The organism is Methylobacterium sp. WL8 (assembly GCF_008040045.1).
GTDB classification, from domain to species: Bacteria; Pseudomonadota; Alphaproteobacteria; order Rhizobiales; family Beijerinckiaceae; genus Methylobacterium; species Methylobacterium cerastii.
Genome location: NZ_VRVF01000092.1, coordinates 1 through 16,147, shown reverse-complemented (window position 1 = coordinate 16,147; position 16,147 = coordinate 1). Strand labels below are relative to the sequence as shown.

Below are 16,147 nucleotides of genomic sequence, written 5' to 3'. Positions count from 1 at the left end.
CTGCCGCCGTCTCGCGAAGGATTGGGAATGCAAAAGCCGGAAAGGGCGAGCGTTCGTCCTCTTGGCCTCCATCCGCCTCATGACCCGAAAGCTCTGTCAGAAAACATTATGATGCCGGACAGACTCTTAGGGCCGATCCTCGAAGCGGAAGTCGCTCGCGACCCGCGGATGATGTTCTGCATCCTCACCGACCGCAACGGCTTCCTGCCGTTCCACAACCGCATCTATTCGCAGCCGCAGCGCCACGACGACCCGATGTGGAACCAAGTCAACGCACGCAACCTGCGGATCTTCGACGACCGCACCGGCATCACCGCGGCCCGCTCGACGCGCCCCGTGACGCTGCAGGTCTACCGCCGCGAACTCGGGACGCAGGTCATCATGGTGACGGAGGTCGACGCGCCGGTGAAGCTCGCCGGCCGGCATTGGGGCGCCTGCAGGACCGACTACAGGCTTTGACGCGACGCAGGCCTCCGGGCTTGCAACGCTGAGTGCCGACGCGAAGGTCTACGATCCGAACTGGGAGCCGAGCTGCTCCAGGTACTCGGCGAGGTCCACGCCGCCGATGCGCTTGCCGTAGTCGAAGCGCATGCCCTGGCGGATGTCGACCGCCGCGCTCTTCGTGGTGAGCGTGAACGGACGGACGCAGACCCAGGCGCCGTCGCGGCGATGTTCGAAATATCCGAGGATTTCGTGCTTGGCCATGTCGCGGTCCCGTACGGATTTTCGGGACAACGAGCAGAATCGCACTTCGTTCGATGCAACCGAAGAATTATCGCACCGGAACGGCCAAGCTCAGGACCATGAAGGGCGCGTCGGCTTTGCTGCAAAGCAGCATGGCCGACCGTACCAAAGCTTGGTCCCTTCGCAGGCGCACTCCAACGCGTCTTCGCCGGCCGCTTCCACAAAACGCCTCAGCATCGGGGTCTTGGTAGGAAGGTGCGTGTTCCGGGCCGGATTTCGATGGACGCCCTCAGCCGCCCGGCTTGGCGGCGTTCACCAGTTCGGGGACCGTGATCTCCGGCAATTCGATCGCCTGCGACGTGTCGGGTCGGGTCCGGCGTCGCATCGGCGGCAGCGTCTGCGGCTGGCCGGTCTCGAGCGCGCGCTCGATTGCTGCCAAGATGCGGACGTCGGCGAGGCCTTCCTCGCCGTCCGGCTCCGGCACCCGGCCGTCCAGGATGCAATCAGAGAAGTACCGCGTCTCGGCGCCGAACTGGTCGACGCTCGGGTAGGACAGGCTTTCGGTCTTGCCGACGCGGGTCAGCTCGCCCGCAAGCGGCTGGCCGAAGGTGAAGCCCGGCGCCATCAGCAGGTCGCCCTCGGTGCCGACGACGCGGTAGGCGTCGACCGAGTCGGTCTCGTAGGAGACCGTGAACTGCGCCAGGCGATCGCCGGGGAAGCGCAGCGTCACCGCGACCGTGCCGTGGAAGCCGTAGGGGCTCCCCGGCCGGCGGGCGCCGTGGGCGTGGACCTCGACCGGCTCGTCGGAGAACAGGTTGCGCACGGCGTTGATCGGGTAAGTGCCCATGTCGGGGACCGGGCCGGCCCAGTAGCCCTGGTGCGCGCGGTGGTTCTGGGTCGCCACGTGCTGGCCGAACGTCGCCGAGAACACCAGCGGCTCGCCGATCGCCCCGGCGCGCACGCGCTCGATCGCATCGAGGGTGCCGGGCTCGAAGTGCAGGCGGTAGGCGAGCATCAGCCGCGCGTTGCCGCGCTCGGCCGCCGCGATGATCGCCTCGCAATCGGCGACGCTCGTCGCCATCGGCTTCTCGAGCAGCACGTGGAGGCCGGCCTCCAGCGCCGGCACGGCGTAGTCGCGGTGCATGCCGTTCGGCAGCGCGAGGTAGACCGCATCGAACAGCCCGGACGCCAGCGCCTCGCGATACCGCTCGTAGGAGAACGCCGTCAGCCCGTAACGCTCGGCGAGCGCCGTGGCCTTCTCCGGGTCGCCGGTGACCAGGGCCGTGATCGCGGAATTGCCGGTCTGCGCCACCGCCGGCATGAAGGCCGCCTGCGAGATCCAACCGCCGCCGACCACCGCGTAACGGATCGTCTTCGCCTCACCCATGCTCGCCCCCGGTTGCGCCAACGCAGGCGCAACGCGAGGTGCGAGCCGAGGTTTCCGCGAGGACCGCCGGACGGTCCCGGCGGCCCGGCGTCAGGCGGCGGGCTTCAGCGCGCCGATGTTGTCGTGGAAGTCCGGCCCGTTCGTCGTCTTGGCCACGTGGCCCGCGCGGACGAGGAAGTCGCCGAAGCGCTCGCCCGGGTTCCGGCTCTTGGCGTAGTCGGCGAAGAGCGGGTCGAGGGTGTCGCGGATCTCCGACGCCGCCACGTCCTCGCGGTAGAGCTTGCCCAGGCGCGAGCCGTCGAAGGCGGCGCCGAGATAGAGGTGGTAGCGCTCCGGCCCGCGGCCGACGAGGCCGATCTCGGCGATGAAGGGGCGGGCGCAGCCGTTCGGGCAGCCGGTCGAGCGGATGGTGATCTCGTCATCCTGCAGGCCGTGGCGGGCCAAGCTCTCTTCCAGCTCGGTCATCAGGTGCGGCAGGTAGCGCTCGCTCTCGGCGAGCGCCAAGCCGCAGGTCGGCAGCGCAACGCAGGCGATCGAATTGCGGCGAAGGGCACCTGCGCCCTTGGTCAGGCCGTACTCGTCGACCAACGCCTCGATCGCCGCCCGCTTCTCGGACGGGACGTTGGCGATGATGACGTTCTGGTTGCCGGTGAGGCGGAAGTCGCCCTCGTGCTGGGTGGCGATCCGGCGCAGGCCGCTGAGGAACTTCGGGCCGTCCTCGTAATCCTTGATCCGGCCCGACGGCACGTAGAGCGTGAGATGGTGGCGGCCGTCGTCGCCCTCCGTCCAGCCGTAGCGGTCGCCGTTGCCGGTGAAGGTGAAGGGCTTCGGGTCGGCGAAGCTGATGCCGACGCGCTTCCCGACCTCGGCGCGGAACGCCTTCAGGCCGTAGCGCTCGATCGTGTACTTCAGCCGGGCGTTCTTGCGGTTTGTGCGATTGCCCCAGTCGCGCTGCACCGTCATCACGGCTTCCGCGACCTTCACGGCCTCGTCCGGCTTGCAGAACAGCATCAGGTCGGCGGTGCGCGGGAAGGTGTCCGTCTCGCCGTGGGTCATGCCCATGCCGCCGCCGACGGTGACGTTCCAGCCGGTGAGCTTGTTGTTCTTGTCGAGGATCGCGATGAAGCCGAGGTCGTGAGCGAACACGTCGACCTCGTTCGACGGCGGCACCGCGACGACGACCTTGAATTTCCGCGGCAGGTAGGTCCTGCCGTAGACCGGCTCGAACTCCTCTTCGCCGCCGACGACCTTCTCGCCGTCGAGCCAGATCTCGCGCCACGCGTTGGTCTTCGGCAACAGCGAATCGGAGATGTCCTTGGCGAGCGCGTAGGCCGCGGCGTGCGCGTGGGTCTGGGCCGGATTGGTCGCGGCCATGACGTTGCGGTTGACGTCGCCGCAGGCCGCGATGGTGTCGAGCAGCGCCGCGTCGATCGCCGCCATGGTGCGCTTGAGGTTCGACTTGATGACGCCGTGGTACTGGAAGGTCTGGCGCGTGGTCGCGCGGATCGCGTCGCCCGCGTAGGTCGTGGCGATGTCGTCGAGGGCCAGCCACTGCTTCGGGCTGATGACGCCGCCGGCGATGCGCAGGCGGATCATGAAGGCGTAGGCCTTGTCGAGCTTCTTCTTGGTCCGCTCCGGGCGCAGGTCGCGGTCGTCCTGCAGGTACATCCCGTGGAACTTCACGAGCTGCCCGTCGTCGTCGGAGATCGCGCCGGTGGCATGCTTGAGCAGCCCGTCGGCTAAGCCACCGCGGAGATAGCCGCTCGCGATCTTCAGGTGCTCGTTATGCGCGAGCCCCGCGGTCCGCGCGGCCTCGGCCTCGTCGATCGGGCGACCGGTCGGCGGGGTCTCGTAGACGCGCTCGGAAACGGGCTTGTGGTCGTCCATGGCGGTGATCCGACTTCGTTCTCGCAAATCTCAGGGATCGCCGATCCCTCTCCCCTCTGCGGGAGAGGGTGGCCCGCGAAGCGGGTCGGGCGAGGGGAGCGACATCTCCGGAAAGGGCGTTCCCCTCTCCCGACCCCTGCCAAGGCAGGGGCCACCCTCCCCCGCAGCGGGGGGAGGGCTGGCGCGTGTCAGTACACGTCCTGCTGGTAACGCCCGGCGCGCTCAAGGGCCGACACCGCCGCTGCGGCATCGTCGGCACTCAGGCCCTTCACCGCTGCGTAGGCGTTCTCGACCGCGAGGCGCACGTCCTTGGCCATCGCCTTGGCGTCGCCGCAGACGTAGAGGTGCGCGCCGCCCTCCAGCCACTCCACCAGCTCCGCGCGGTGCTGGTCGATCCGGTGCTGGACGTAGAGCTTCTCCGGCTGGTCGCGCGAGAACGCGACGTCGATCCGGGTCAGCGAGCGGTCCTCCAGCGCCTCCTGCCATTCGAGCTGGTACAGGAAGTCGTGGGTGAAGTGCCGGTCGCCGAAGAACAGCCAAGATCTGCCGACCCTGCGGCCGGTGGCCTCGACGGCGCGGCGCTCCTGCACGAAGGCGCGGAACGGCGCGACGCCGGTACCGGGGCCGACCATGATGATGTCGGTCGCCGGGTCGGCCGGCAGGCGGAAGTGGCGGTTCGGCTTCAGGCGGACGCGGAGCTTCGCGCCGTCCGAGATCCGGTCGGCGACGTGGGTCGAGGCGACGCCGGAGCGCGCCTTGCCGTGGGTCTCGTAGCGCACGGCGGCGATGGCGAGGTGGACCTCGTCGCCGACTTCCTTGCGTGACGAGGCGATCGAGTAGGCGCGCGGCGGCAGCGGCCGGGTGATGCCGCCGAGGTGCTCGGCGGTCAGCGCCGCCGGATAGGTTTCGATCAGGTCGATGAGGTGGCGCCCCTCGATCCAGGCGCGGACTTCGCCGCCCTCGATCAGGCGCTTGGCCTCCTCGTGTCCGGTGGCCTTCACGAAGCGCTCGACGGTGGCGGCCGAGAGGGTGGTGATGTCGCGCTCGGCGAGCAGCGAGCGGCGCAGGGCCTCGTCGCCGGTCAGCCCGGTCGCCTTCAGGATCTCCTCGACGAGCGCCGGGTCGTTCTCCGGGTAGATCTCCAGCGAATCGCCGGGCTCGTAGGCGGGGGCGCCGTCCTCGAAGGCCAGGGCGAGGTGGATCGTCTCCTTGTCGGAGCGCGACGAGTTGAGGTTCACGTGCTCGACCACCTCGACGACGACCGGCTCGCGGCTCGGCTCGGCCTCGTCGTCCTCGGACGAGGCGGCGCGGGCGAAGTCCACCGCCACGACGTTGTCGGCGGCGACGGGCGCCGGCGCCAGCGCCTTCAGGGTTCCCTTGATCCAGTCGGCCGCCGGCTTCTCGAAGTCGAGGTCGAGGTCGGCGCGCTCCGCCGCGCGCTTGCCGCCGAGCGCCTCGAAGCGGGCGTCGAGCGCCTTCCCGGTGGCGCAGAACTCGGCATAGGAGGTGTCGCCGAGCGCCAGCACGGCGAACTCCACGCCGTCGAGGCGCGGGGCGCCGTCGCCCATCAGCGCGTTGTAGGTGGAGACCGCACGAGCCGGCGGCTCGCCTTCGCCCCAGGTCGCGGCGATGGCGACGAGCTTGCCGGCCTTCGGCAGCACCGCGAGGTCGAGGTCGGCGAAGTCGATGACCTTCGGCTTGAAGCCCTGCTTGCGCGCGAGCTTGGCGACGTTGCCGGCCAGCGACTCGCAGTTGCCTGATTCGCTCGCGTAGATGATCGTCAGCGGCTCGGCGGCCTTCGGCGGGGCCGCGGGTGCCGCCGCCGGCTGCCCGCCGGCCGCGTCGACGCCCGCGAGGAAGCCGGCGAGCCAGGCGCGTTGGATCGCCGTCGCGCTGCCGAGGACGGCGTCGAGGCTGGCCCGCTCGCTGTCGCCGAACGGCGCAGTGCGGGGAAGGAGGCTTTGGCGTGACATCGGCAGACCATGTCGTGGGGCGGCGAGCCCCTGTCAACGGGAAAACGTCCGTTTTACAGAACGCTCGATTTGGAGAAGGAGTCGATCGTCGTTGCGGCGCAAAAAAGAAGGTTATTCTCCGACCGCAACCAGGGTCGGTGGCAGCCCCTGGATCTGGCGGCCGTTGGTCGGGGGGGCGGGCAGCGGCAGGGCGGTGGTCGACTTCACCTTCTCCATGGCGAAGCGCGAGGTGACGTTCTTCAACGGCAGCGTCGCGATCAACCGCTTATAGAACGTATCGTAGGCGCTCATGTCGGCCACGACGACGCGGAGCATGTAGTCGACGTCGCCGGCCATCCGGTAGAATTCCAGCACCTCCGGCATCGCCGAGACGGTGCCGGCGAATCGCTCCAGCCAATCGCGGGAATGGTCGGCGGTCTCGATCGACACGAAGACGGTGAGCCCGAGCCCGAGCTTGACGGGATCGAGCACGGCCACCCGCCGGTCGATCACACCGTCCGCCTCCAGACGCTGGATGCGCTTCCAGCACGGCGTCTGCGACAGGCCGACCCGCTCGCCGATCGCGGCGATCGACAGCGTGGCGTCCGTCTGGAGCAGTGCCAGGATCTTCAGGTCGATCGAATCCAAGGCTAACCTCACGTCTCGACGTCGTCCCGCCATGCGGCCCGCGCAGGGCCCCCATGAGAAGGAACTTCCATTTTCGCGCAACCGATCCCGATCGCAGCGTGTTGCCAAGGTCTTCTGCAGTGCAGCGCAGTCCCGTCCGGCCGTACGGCGGCGCCTTGACACCGTTCGTTATAGCGAACATCTCACGGAACAACCAGTGCCCGGCGCACGTGCCGGCCCGCGAACGAACAGGCGATGACCCTTCAAAGCCCCCAGGCGGCCCTCGACCTCGCCGCCCAGATGAATCCCCTCGACCTGCGCGGGCGAATCGCCCTCGTCGAGGCGACGATCCCCGGCCGGCTCGTCTTCACCACGAGCCTCGGCATCGAGGATCAGGCGCTCACCCACGCGCTCGCAATGGCGAAGGGCCGGACCGAGATCGTCACCCTGGACACGGGGCGCCTCTACCCCGAGACCTACGATGTCTGGGCCGAGACGGAATCGGCCTACGGCATCCGCATCCAGGCCTACGCGCCGGAGCGCGTCGCCGAAGAGGCGTTCGTGCGCGACGCCGGCATCAACGGCTTCCGGCACTCGGTGGAGGCGCGACAGGCCTGCTGCGGCTTCCGCAAGGTCGAGCCGTTGGGCCGCGCCCTCGACGGCGCCGCCGGCTGGCTCACCGGCCTGCGCGCCGGCCAGTCCGCCAACCGGGCCGACACGCTCCTCGCCGAGTTCGACGAGGCCCGCAACCTGATCAAGATCAACCCGCTGGCCGACTGGACGAGGGAGGACGTCGATCGCTTCGTGCGCGACAACTACGTGCCCTACAACGTCCTGCACGACCGGGGCTTCCCCTCGATCGGCTGCGCCCCCTGCACCCGCGCCGTCCGCGTCGGCGAATCCGAGCGTGCCGGACGCTGGTGGTGGGAGCAGGAATCCAAGAAGGAATGCGGCTTGCACATCCATGCGCCCGAGGCCGACGTCGCGCCCGGCGAGGAAGCTGCCGCGTTCGAAACCACGAAATCCCATAGACCGGAGATGGCCCGATGAGCGCCGCACCCGCGATCCAGGCTCCGGCCGGCTCCCGCCTCACGCACCTGCAGCGGCTCGAGGCCGAGAGCATCCACATCTTCCGGGAGACGGTCGCCGAGACCGAGAACCCGGTGATGCTCTACTCGATCGGCAAGGATTCGTCGGTGCTCCTGCACCTGGCGCTGAAGGCGTTCGCGCCCGGCCGCCTGCCGTTCCCCCTGATGCACATCGACACGACCTGGAAGTTCAGGGAGATGATCGCCTTCCGCGACGCCCGCGCGAAGGAGCTCGGCCTCGAGCTGATCGTCCACACCAACCAGGACGGGCTCGCCCGCGGCGTCGGCCCGATCAGCCACGGATCGGAAGTCCACACCGACGTGATGAAGACGCAGGCGCTGCGTCAGGCCCTCGACAAGCACAAGTTCGACGCGGCCTTCGGCGGCGCCCGGCGCGACGAGGAGGCCTCGCGCGCCAAGGAGCGCATCGTGTCGCTCCGCACCGCCCAGCACCGCTGGGACCCGAAGCGGCAGCGCGCCGAGCCCTGGCACCTGTACAACCTGCGGAAGAAGCGCGGAGAGTCGCTGCGCATCTTCCCGCTCTCGAACTGGACCGAGCTCGATATCTGGCTCTACATCGAGCAGGAGCGGATCCCGATCGTGCCGCTCTACTTCGCCAAGCCCCGGCCGGTGGTGGAGCGAGACGGCCAGCTGATCATGGTGGACGACGACCGCCTGCCGTTGGAGCCCGGCGAGGCCCCGATGCTGCGCAACGTCCGCTTCCGCACGCTCGGCGACTATCCGCTCACGGGCGCCGTCGAGAGCGGCGCCGACACGCTGCCCGCGATCATCGGCGAGACGCTGGCCGCCCGCACCTCGGAGCGGCAGGGCCGGGTGATCGATAAGGACGGCGCCGGCGCCATGGAGCGCAAGAAGCAGGAAGGCTACTTCTGATGACGGTCCCCCCCCCCAAGGACGCGTTCGACACCGCCGAGTTCGGCTACGAGTCGTTCCTCGCCGCGCATCAGAGCAAGGAAGTCCTGCGCTTCATCGCCTGCGGCTCGGTGGACGACGGCAAGTCGACCTTGATCGGCCGCCTGCTGCACGACACCAAGCAGATCTTCGACGACCAGATCACCGCGCTCCAGCGCGATTCGAAGAAGCACGGCACGCAGGGACAGGAGGTCGACCTCGCCCTCCTCGTCGACGGCCTCCAGGCCGAGCGGGAGCAGGGCATCACCATCGACGTCGCCTACCGGTTCTTCTCCACCGACAGGCGCTCTTTCATCGTCGCCGACACCCCCGGCCACGAGCAGTACACCCGCAACATGGCGACCGGCGCCTCGACCGCCGATGTGGCCATCATCCTGGTGGACGCACGCCAGGGCCTCACCCGTCAGACCCGGCGCCACGCCCTGCTGGTCTCGATGCTCGGCATCCGTCGCATCGTGCTCGCGATCAACAAGATGGACCTCGTCGGCTGGTCGCAGGCCCGGTTCGACGAGCTGGTCGCGGGCTTCACCGCCTTCACCAAGGACTTCGCCTTCACCGAGGTCCGCGCGATCCCGCTCTCGGCGAAGAACGGCGACAACGTCGTGCTGCCGGCGGTCTCCACGCCCTGGTACCAGGGCGGGACGTTGCTCGCGTATCTCGAAACCGTGCCGGTGCACGAGGAGGCCCTGGCCGCCCCGTTCCGCATGGCTGTGCAGTGGGTCAACCGGCCCAATTCCGAATTCCGCGGCTTCTCAGGCCTGATCGCTGCCGGCACCGTTCGGCCGGGCGATGCGGTGGCGATCGCGCCTTCCGCCCGCACCAGCACGGTCGCGCGCGTCTTCGGCCCGGACGGCGACCTCGCCAGCGCCCAGGAGGGCCAGTCGGTCACCCTGGTGCTTGCCGACGAGGTCGACGCCTCGCGCGGCAGCGTCATCGCCGCCGCCTCCCACCCGATGCAGGTCTCCGATACCCTCGACGTGCGCCTGTTCTGGGCCGCCGAGACCGAGCTCGCGCCCGGCGCGACGCTGCTCGCCAAGGTCGGCACCGTCACGGCCAACGCCGTGGTCGAGCGCATCCGCAACCGCGTCGACCCGGAGACGGGGCAGCCCGGCCCGGCCGACAAGCTCGTCGCCAACGACATCGCCGACGTCACGCTCAAGCTCGACCGCGCGGTGCCCTTCGACGCCTACGCCGAGACCCGCGACACCGGTGGCCTGATCCTGATCGACCGCGAGAGCACGGATACGGCGGCTCTGGGGCTGGTGCAGGCGCCGGCACGCGTGGCGGTAACGGCCGAAAGGCCGACGACGAATGACGGGGGCGGCCTCCTCAGCCGCCTGCGCGGGTTGTTCGGCGGCTGATCCGAGAAGGGTGCGCGCTCGCTCATCCGTCGCGCCCTCCATCCGATCCACCACCTCGAACTGAGGCGCTTCCGCGAAGCGGACGCCTTGAAGGAGGTCTCCAACCGGCCGCGCGGTCGCTGGAATGCTCCTTCGAGGCCCGCCGAGGCGGGCACCTCGGGATCAGGACGTTCGGGGGATCGTAAGATGGGCGGCGGGCTGCTGCCCAGCTCTCAAACGAGCGTGAAGTGCAGCTCGCCCAGTCCCTCGAGGCTGGATACGACGGCGTCGCCCGGCTTCAGCCATCGCCGTTCCGCCCGCGGGATCTTCTCGCCGAAGATCACCCCCTGCGGCGTGCCGGTGTAGAAAATGTCGCCCGGCTTGATGGTCATGACCTTCGAGGCGAAGCTGATCAGCTGGCGGCAGTTGAAGATCATGTCGGCCGTGGTCCAGTCCTGCCGCACCGCACCGTTGACCTTGGTGACGAGCCGCAGATTGTTCGGGTCGGGCACGCGGTCGGCGGTCACGAGGTAGGGGCCGAGCGGCGCGAACCCGTCCGATGTCTTGCCGATCATGAATTGCGATGTGAGCGTCTGCAGGTCGCGGGCGCTGAAGTCGTTGCCGGTGGCGTAGCCTGCAACGTAGTCGAGGGCGTCGGCCTCCGAGACGTCGCGGCATTCGCGGCCGAAGACGATCACCAGCTCGGTCTCGTAGTCGAACTCGCGGGCGGCGTACGTCGGCAGCTTGATCGTCCCGCCGTGGTGATTGAGCGTGTTGTTGTATTTGTTGAACAGCGGTGGGTCCTTCGGCGGCGGCGTTCCCGTCTCCTCGGCGTGCTTGCGGTAGTTGAACCCCATCATGATGATCTTTTCCGGTCGGGTGACCAGCGGCGCATAGGCGACCTGATCCTCGGCGATCGTCAGGCGCGGCTCGGGGGCTGCCTCGACCGCGTCGATCACCGCGCGCAGCATCGGACCCTTCCCGTTCTGCAGGAGGTCGTCCATGTCGGCCGGCACCGGCAGGCCCACCGCCTTGCCGGCGGCGGTGACGTCGAGCACGCCGTCCCGGGTCTTCAACCCGAGGCCGTACGCGCCGTCGCGGCGGAGGTTGATCAGGATCATGTCGCGCGGCATGCCCCATAGGGCCTTTGCCGGGGGCAGCGCGGACGCCGCCGTCTCGGCCGCCTGCGCAGGCGCTGATGCCGTAACGGCAGCAGCCGCAAGGCCCGCCGTCGCCTTCAGGAAATTGCGTCGATCGCCCATCATCGTCTCCTCTCGAGATCGCTGTCCCGTCGTGGCGGCCCTTTGGAGGGCCGTCCGCGTGTCCGATGCGGCGAAACCGCATCGGGATCGACAGGATGCGCCGATCTGCGCGCGATGTCAGGCGAACGAATGCAACCTACGGGACAGGTGGGACGGGTTTGTCGTTCCCCGCCTCACGCCGCGACGGCGGTTTCGGCGAGGCCCCAGGCCTGCGCGAGCAGGCTGTAGGAGCGGCGGCGCGCCTCCTGGTCGGGGATGGCGCACACGACCATGATCTCGTCGGCCTGCGTCGCCTCGGCGAGGCCCGCCAGCAGCGCGCAGACGGTCTCGGGCGCGCCGACATGCAGCCGGTCGCGGCCGCGGGCGATGCGGGCGCGCTCGGCGTCGCCGTAGGGATAAGCCTCGGCCTCGGCCAGGGTCGGGATCGGTGCGTACTCGCCGCGCTCGCGCCGCAGCGTCGCCAGCTGCGTGCTGAGCGCCAGGCGCTCGGCTTGCGCGTCGGTCTCCGCGCAGACGACTGCGACCGCGAGGATCGCGTGGGGCTTGGCGCCCCAGCGCGAGGGCTGGAAGCCCCTGCGGTAATCGAGCATCGGGAAACGCGCGTCGAACGAGGCGAAGTGCTGCGCGAAGGCGAAGCCGAGCCCGAGGCGTGCGGACAGGTGCGCGCTGTAATCCGACGAACCGAGCAGGAAGATCGGCGGCAGGGGCACGCCGGCCGGCATCACCGCCACGGTGTTGAACGGATGGCCCTCGGGGAACCCACCGGTCTCCCACAGCATCAGTTCCTGCAGCCGGTCGAGGAAGTCGTCGCCGCCGCGTGGCGCCTCGCGGCGGCGCAACGCCTGGGCGGTGATGCCGTCGGTGCCGGGCGCGCGGCCGAGGCCGAGGTCGATTCGCCCGGGAAACAGCGCCTCCAGGACCTTGAACCGCTCGGCCACCATCAGCGGCGCGTGGTTCGGCAGCATGATGCCGCCGGAGCCGACGCGGATCGTACGGGTCGCAGCCGCGATCTGGCCGACCATGATGTCGGGGGCCGGGCTCGCCACCGAGGGCAGGGCGTGGTGCTCGGCGAGCCAGTAACGGCCGTAGCCGAGGCGGTCGACATGGCGGGCGAGGTCGAGGGAATCGCGCAGCGCCTGGTCCGGGGTCGAGCCGGAACCGACGAACGACAGGTCGAGAACGGAGAGATTTGCCATCGACCGGAGATGGTGTCGCCCGAACCGGCCGTCGAGGCGGTCGCTAGCGCCCGAGCCCTGCATCCGGCGCGTGACGTTTCCCGCCGAACCCCGACCGGGCGCCTTGCCGGCTTTCCGACCCGCGACTACGGTCCCGCCGCCGTCACGGGACGGCGAAACCTGCACGAAAACCGGAGTCCCCATCATGGGCTTTCTTGCCGACGCCCTCTCGCGCGTAAAGCCATCCGCGACGATCGCGATGACGCAGAAGGCGCGCGACCTGAAAGCCGGCGGCATGGACGTGATCAGCCTGTCGGTCGGCGAGCCCGACTTCGACACGCCCGAGCACATCAAGCACGCCGCCATCGAGGCGATCAACCGCGGCGAGACCAAGTACCCGCCGGTCTCGGGCATCGTGCCGCTGCGCGAAGCCATCGTGAAGAAGTTCAAGCGCGAGAACGGGCTCGACTACAAGGTCTCGCAGACCATCGTCGGCACCGGCGGCAAGCACGTCATCTACAACGCGCTGCTCGCCACCCTGAACCCCGGCGACGAGGTCGTGATCCCGCGCCCCTACTGGGTGTCCTACCCGGAGATGGTGGTGCTCTGCGGCGGCACGCCCGTCTTCGCCGAGACCGACATGGCGCACGACTTCAAGCTTCAGCCCGAGGAGCTGGAGCGGGTGCTGACCCCGAAGACCAAGTGGATCATCCTCAACTCCCCGTCGAACCCGTCGGGCGCCGCCTACAGCCACGCCGAGCTGAAGAAGATCACCGACGTGCTGATGCGCTATCCGCACGTCTGGGTGCTCACCGACGACATGTACGAGCACCTGACCTACGGCGACTTCGAGTTCGTCACGCCGGCCCAGATCGAGCCGGGCCTCTACGAGCGGACGCTGACCATGAACGGCGTCTCGAAGGCCTACGCGATGACCGGTTGGCGCATCGGTTACGCCGCCGGCCCGGAGAAGCTGATCAAGGCGATGGACTTCGTCCAGGGCCAGCAGACCTCGGGCGCCTCGTCGATCTCGCAATGGGCGGCGGTGGCCGCGCTCGACGGCACGCAGGCGCACCTCGCGCAGTTCAAGGCGGCGTTCCAGGAGCGGCGCGACCTCGTGGTCTCGATGCTGAACCAGACCAAGGGCCTGCAATGCCCGACGCCGGAAGGCGCGTTCTACGTCTACCCGTCCTGCGCGGAAACGATCGGGCGCACGGCGCCGTCCGGCAAGACCATCGCGACCGACGAGGATTTCGTCACCGAGCTGCTCCAGGCGGAGGGCGTCGCCGCGGTCCACGGCTCGGCCTTCGGCCTCGGCCCGAACCTGCGCATCTCCTACGCGACCTCGACCAAGACCCTGGAGGAAGCCTGCAACCGCATCCAGCGGTTCTGCGGCTCGCTGCGCTAGGACCGGCGACGGCCGGCGCGAGGATCCTCCCCGCGCCGGCACCAGCCTGAAGGTGGTGCGATGCAAACGATTGCCGTCATCGCCCCGGGCGCCATGGGCAGCGCGGTCGCGCGGCGCCTCGCCGAGAACGGCGTCCGCGTCCTGACCTCGCTGACCAGGCGCAGCGCCGCGACCCGCGCGCGGGCCGAGGACGCCGGCATGACCCATGCCGAGGATGCCGAGATCGTCGCGGCCGACCTGATCCTGTCCATCGTGCCGCCGGCCGACGCCGCCGCCCTGGTGGCTCGTCTCGCACCGAGCTTGGCCTCGGTGGTGAAAAAGCCGGTCTACGTCGACCTGAACGCTGTCTCGCCGACGACGGTGCACGGCATCGCCGCGACGATCGCGCCGAGCGGGGCGCCGTTCCTCGACGGAGCCATCCTCGGGCTTCCCCCGAAGCCCGGCGCCAAGGGACCGCGGATCTACGTGGCGGGCGAGGATCTCGCCCCCTTGCTGGCGCTGCGCGAATGCGGGCTCGACATGCGCGCCTGCGAGGGCGGCGTCGGCGCGGCGTCGGGCCTGAAGATGGCCTATGCCGGCATCAACAAGGGCCTGCGGGCGCTCGCCGCCATCGTCGTGCTGGGCGCCGAGCGCGCCGGCGCCGGCGCGGCGCTGCGGGCCGAGCTCGCCGAGAGCGAGCCGGAGCTGCTCGCCCGGTTCGCCGCTGGCTTTCCCGACATGATGCCGAAGGCCCATCGCTGGGTCGCGGAGATGCACGAGATCGCCGACTTCCTCGCGCCGGACCGCGCCGGCGGCCAAGTCTTCGCCGGCGCGGCCGAGATTTTTGCACGGCTCGCGGCGTCCGAGGGTGAGGCGGACGTCGTCGCGCTGCTCGCCTTCGCCGAGGCCGCAGGCGGATCGTCGCGGACGCGCTGATCGCGCCGCGCTTCGGTTGCCGGCTCGAGGCACTTCACCTATGTCGGCGGTCCCTGCGGCCGATGCGCCTGATGGTTTCGCGAGCCCGCTCGGGCCTGCATGGACGCGGGGTCGGCAGTGACGGGGCGGCTCGGACCAGTTCTCTGGACCGTTCCTGTGAAACCTGGTGGGCCGGGATGCTGCAGGCGTGTCGGAGGCGCGGGGAACAGGAACCGCGGACCCGGCGCATGGCCCACACAAGTTTCGACCCGTTCCGGGACGGAGGTCGGCGCAGGCCTTCGGCTTTCGTTCACGCTCTTCGGCAACAGTGAGGACGGGCCGGGGAACCGGCCGCGTGTCACTGCGTTTTGCCGGGCTTGACCATCATGCGGGGGTTCCTCACCAGCGGCGTCAAGGCGATCCTGGCGATCGCGGCGCTGTCCACCGCCGCCCACTGGGCGCTTCGGGTCCAGCGCGATCCGGCGCCCAGCGCGCAGATCCAGGCGAGCCTCCCCGATCCGGCCACAACCGGGTCGATCGAGCCGCGCAGGGCAGAACGCGCCGCGGCCCAGCCGGCCAAGGCGTCGGCCAACCTCGATCAGGATCACCTCTCGGCGCTCATCGCCAGCACCACCGGTGCGAAGCCGAAGCCGCAGAAAGCGCTCGTCGCCAAGCGCTGAGCGCTTCGGGCGACCGTCTCGAAACACGCGAAAGGCCGCCCACCGAAAGGTGGACGGCCTCGTCGCGTTCGGACAACCGATCAGGCGGCGAGCGACCGCGGCGCGTGCCGCCCTTCCGCGATCTCCTCGATGATCTTGGCCGAGAAGGCGTCGAGATCGCCCGGGTTGCGGCTGGTGACGATACCGTGGTCGGTCACGACCTCCCGGTCGTGCCAGCGGCCGCCGGCGTTGATCACGTCCGTGCGGATCGAGGAGAACGAGGTCAGGTCGCGGCCCTTCGCGGCGCCGACCTCGATCAGCAGCCACGGCGCGTGACAGATCGCGGCGACCACCTTGCCGGAGGTCACGAAGGCCTTGATCACCTCCAGCGCCTTCGGCTCGAGGCGGAGCTTGTCCGGGTTGATCTGGCCGCCGGGCAGGACGAGCGCGTCGTAGGCGCCCGGGTCGACGCCTTCCAGGTCGAGGTCGACCGCGACGTTCTTGCCCCAGTCGGTCTTGTCCCAGCCGCGGATCGATTCCGGCTTCTCGCGCGACTTCGGCGCGGCGACGTGCACCGTCGCGCCGGCCTGGCGCAGCTTGGCCTGGGGAACGGTGAGCTCGGTCTCCTCGAACCCGTCGGTGGCGAGGATCAGGACCTTGGCTTGCTTGATGTCGGGCATGGCGTTTCGCTCCGCATGGATGGCGTCGGCCGGCAAACCGGGACGCTCGCGCGCGGTTCCCGGACCAAGCGGCAACCCAGGACTGCGCGGAACCCTCGCGCGGGCGATCCGTTGCCTAACCCACCACCCACCTGCACGAGGCAACGCATGGCCAACCCCGGCCTTCCGACC

At 69.5% G+C, this 16,147-nt stretch carries 15 protein-coding genes and 1 pseudogene; 8 read left to right on the top strand and 8 right to left on the bottom strand.

Annotated elements, in window-relative coordinates:
* Together FV234_RS22720 and FV234_RS22715 are read left to right on the top strand one after the other, a co-directional pair.
* Positions 1 to 112: pseudogene (locus tag FV234_RS22720) on the top strand (IS5/IS1182 family transposase); the annotation flags it as partial.
* On the top strand, positions 112 to 459 hold the full coding sequence (locus FV234_RS22715; protein ID WP_147831805.1) for a hypothetical protein: 348 nt from the start codon (positions 112 to 114) through the stop codon (positions 457 to 459). The pseudogene FV234_RS22720 and the gene FV234_RS22715, both read left to right, overlap by 1 nt.
* A gap of 48 nt (positions 460 to 507) precedes the next feature.
* Here the strand turns inward: FV234_RS22715 and FV234_RS22710 are convergent, their stop codons facing one another.
* The 5 genes from FV234_RS22710 to FV234_RS22690 form a co-directional block, all read right to left on the bottom strand.
* The gene (locus FV234_RS22710) at positions 508 to 705 is read right to left on the bottom strand and encodes a hypothetical protein (RefSeq protein ID WP_147752546.1); all 198 of its coding nucleotides are present in this window, start codon (positions 703 to 705) and stop codon (positions 508 to 510) included.
* Between the two features lie 268 nt (positions 706 to 973).
* Positions 974 to 2,071: a Gfo/Idh/MocA family oxidoreductase gene (locus FV234_RS22705; RefSeq protein WP_147831803.1), complete on the bottom strand. Its 1,098-nt coding sequence runs from the start codon at positions 2,069 to 2,071 to the stop codon at positions 974 to 976.
* A gap of 90 nt (positions 2,072 to 2,161) precedes the next feature.
* Entirely contained in the window at positions 2,162 to 3,958 is a 1,797-nt protein-coding gene (locus FV234_RS22700; protein ID WP_147831801.1) for an NADPH-dependent assimilatory sulfite reductase hemoprotein subunit, read from the bottom strand.
* A 188-nt stretch (positions 3,959 to 4,146) separates the two neighbouring features.
* The gene (locus FV234_RS22695) at positions 4,147 to 5,931 is read right to left on the bottom strand and encodes a flavodoxin domain-containing protein (protein WP_147831799.1); all 1,785 of its coding nucleotides are present in this window, start codon (positions 5,929 to 5,931) and stop codon (positions 4,147 to 4,149) included.
* A 111-nt stretch (positions 5,932 to 6,042) separates the two neighbouring features.
* On the bottom strand, positions 6,043 to 6,558 hold the full coding sequence (locus FV234_RS22690) for an Lrp/AsnC family transcriptional regulator (protein ID WP_147831797.1): 516 nt from the start codon (positions 6,556 to 6,558) through the stop codon (positions 6,043 to 6,045).
* 234 nt (positions 6,559 to 6,792) lie between these two features.
* On the opposite strand from FV234_RS22690, the gene FV234_RS22685 reads away from it, so the two are divergent.
* The 3 genes from FV234_RS22685 to cysN are packed head-to-tail and all read left to right on the top strand — an operon-like array spanning position 6,793 to position 9,919.
* Positions 6,793 to 7,587, top strand: coding sequence for a phosphoadenylyl-sulfate reductase (locus FV234_RS22685; protein WP_147831795.1), 795 nt, complete (start codon positions 6,793 to 6,795; stop codon positions 7,585 to 7,587).
* The gene (gene cysD, locus FV234_RS22680) at positions 7,584 to 8,519 is read left to right on the top strand and encodes a sulfate adenylyltransferase subunit CysD (protein ID WP_147831793.1); all 936 of its coding nucleotides are present in this window, start codon (positions 7,584 to 7,586) and stop codon (positions 8,517 to 8,519) included. Before FV234_RS22685 ends, cysD begins: the two co-directional genes overlap by 4 nt.
* The gene (gene cysN / locus FV234_RS22675; RefSeq protein WP_147831791.1) at positions 8,519 to 9,919 is read left to right on the top strand and encodes a sulfate adenylyltransferase subunit CysN; all 1,401 of its coding nucleotides are present in this window, start codon (positions 8,519 to 8,521) and stop codon (positions 9,917 to 9,919) included. Before cysD ends, cysN begins: the two co-directional genes overlap by 1 nt.
* A gap of 212 nt (positions 9,920 to 10,131) precedes the next feature.
* Here cysN and FV234_RS22670 read toward each other — a convergent pair whose 3' ends face one another.
* Both FV234_RS22670 and FV234_RS22665 read right to left on the bottom strand, forming a co-directional pair.
* On the bottom strand, positions 10,132 to 11,031 hold the full coding sequence (locus tag FV234_RS22670) for a fumarylacetoacetate hydrolase family protein (RefSeq protein ID WP_348643092.1): 900 nt from the start codon (positions 11,029 to 11,031) through the stop codon (positions 10,132 to 10,134).
* A gap of 302 nt (positions 11,032 to 11,333) precedes the next feature.
* Entirely contained in the window at positions 11,334 to 12,356 is a 1,023-nt protein-coding gene (locus tag FV234_RS22665; protein WP_147831787.1) for an LLM class flavin-dependent oxidoreductase, read from the bottom strand.
* Positions 12,357 to 12,540: 184 nt separating this feature from the next.
* Between FV234_RS22665 and FV234_RS22660 the strand changes: the two genes are divergently transcribed.
* The 3 genes from FV234_RS22660 (at position 12,541) to FV234_RS22650 (ending at position 15,317) form a co-directional block, all read left to right on the top strand.
* Positions 12,541 to 13,743 carry a pyridoxal phosphate-dependent aminotransferase gene (locus tag FV234_RS22660; protein ID WP_147761993.1) on the top strand — a complete coding sequence of 401 codons (1,203 nt, stop codon included), beginning with the start codon at positions 12,541 to 12,543 and terminating at the stop codon, positions 13,741 to 13,743.
* Positions 13,744 to 13,803: 60 nt separating this feature from the next.
* Positions 13,804 to 14,658, top strand: a complete 855-nt coding sequence (locus FV234_RS22655; RefSeq protein ID WP_147831785.1) for an NAD(P)-dependent oxidoreductase — start codon at positions 13,804 to 13,806, stop codon at positions 14,656 to 14,658.
* 365 nt (positions 14,659 to 15,023) lie between these two features.
* Positions 15,024 to 15,317, top strand: a complete 294-nt coding sequence (locus FV234_RS22650) for a hypothetical protein (protein ID WP_147752558.1) — start codon at positions 15,024 to 15,026, stop codon at positions 15,315 to 15,317.
* Positions 15,318 to 15,397: 80 nt separating this feature from the next.
* On the opposite strand, the gene FV234_RS22645 is transcribed toward FV234_RS22650, so the two are convergent.
* Positions 15,398 to 15,976, bottom strand: coding sequence for a type 1 glutamine amidotransferase domain-containing protein (locus tag FV234_RS22645; protein WP_147761992.1), 579 nt, complete (start codon positions 15,974 to 15,976; stop codon positions 15,398 to 15,400).
* Between the last annotated feature and the right edge of the window lie 171 nt (positions 15,977 to 16,147).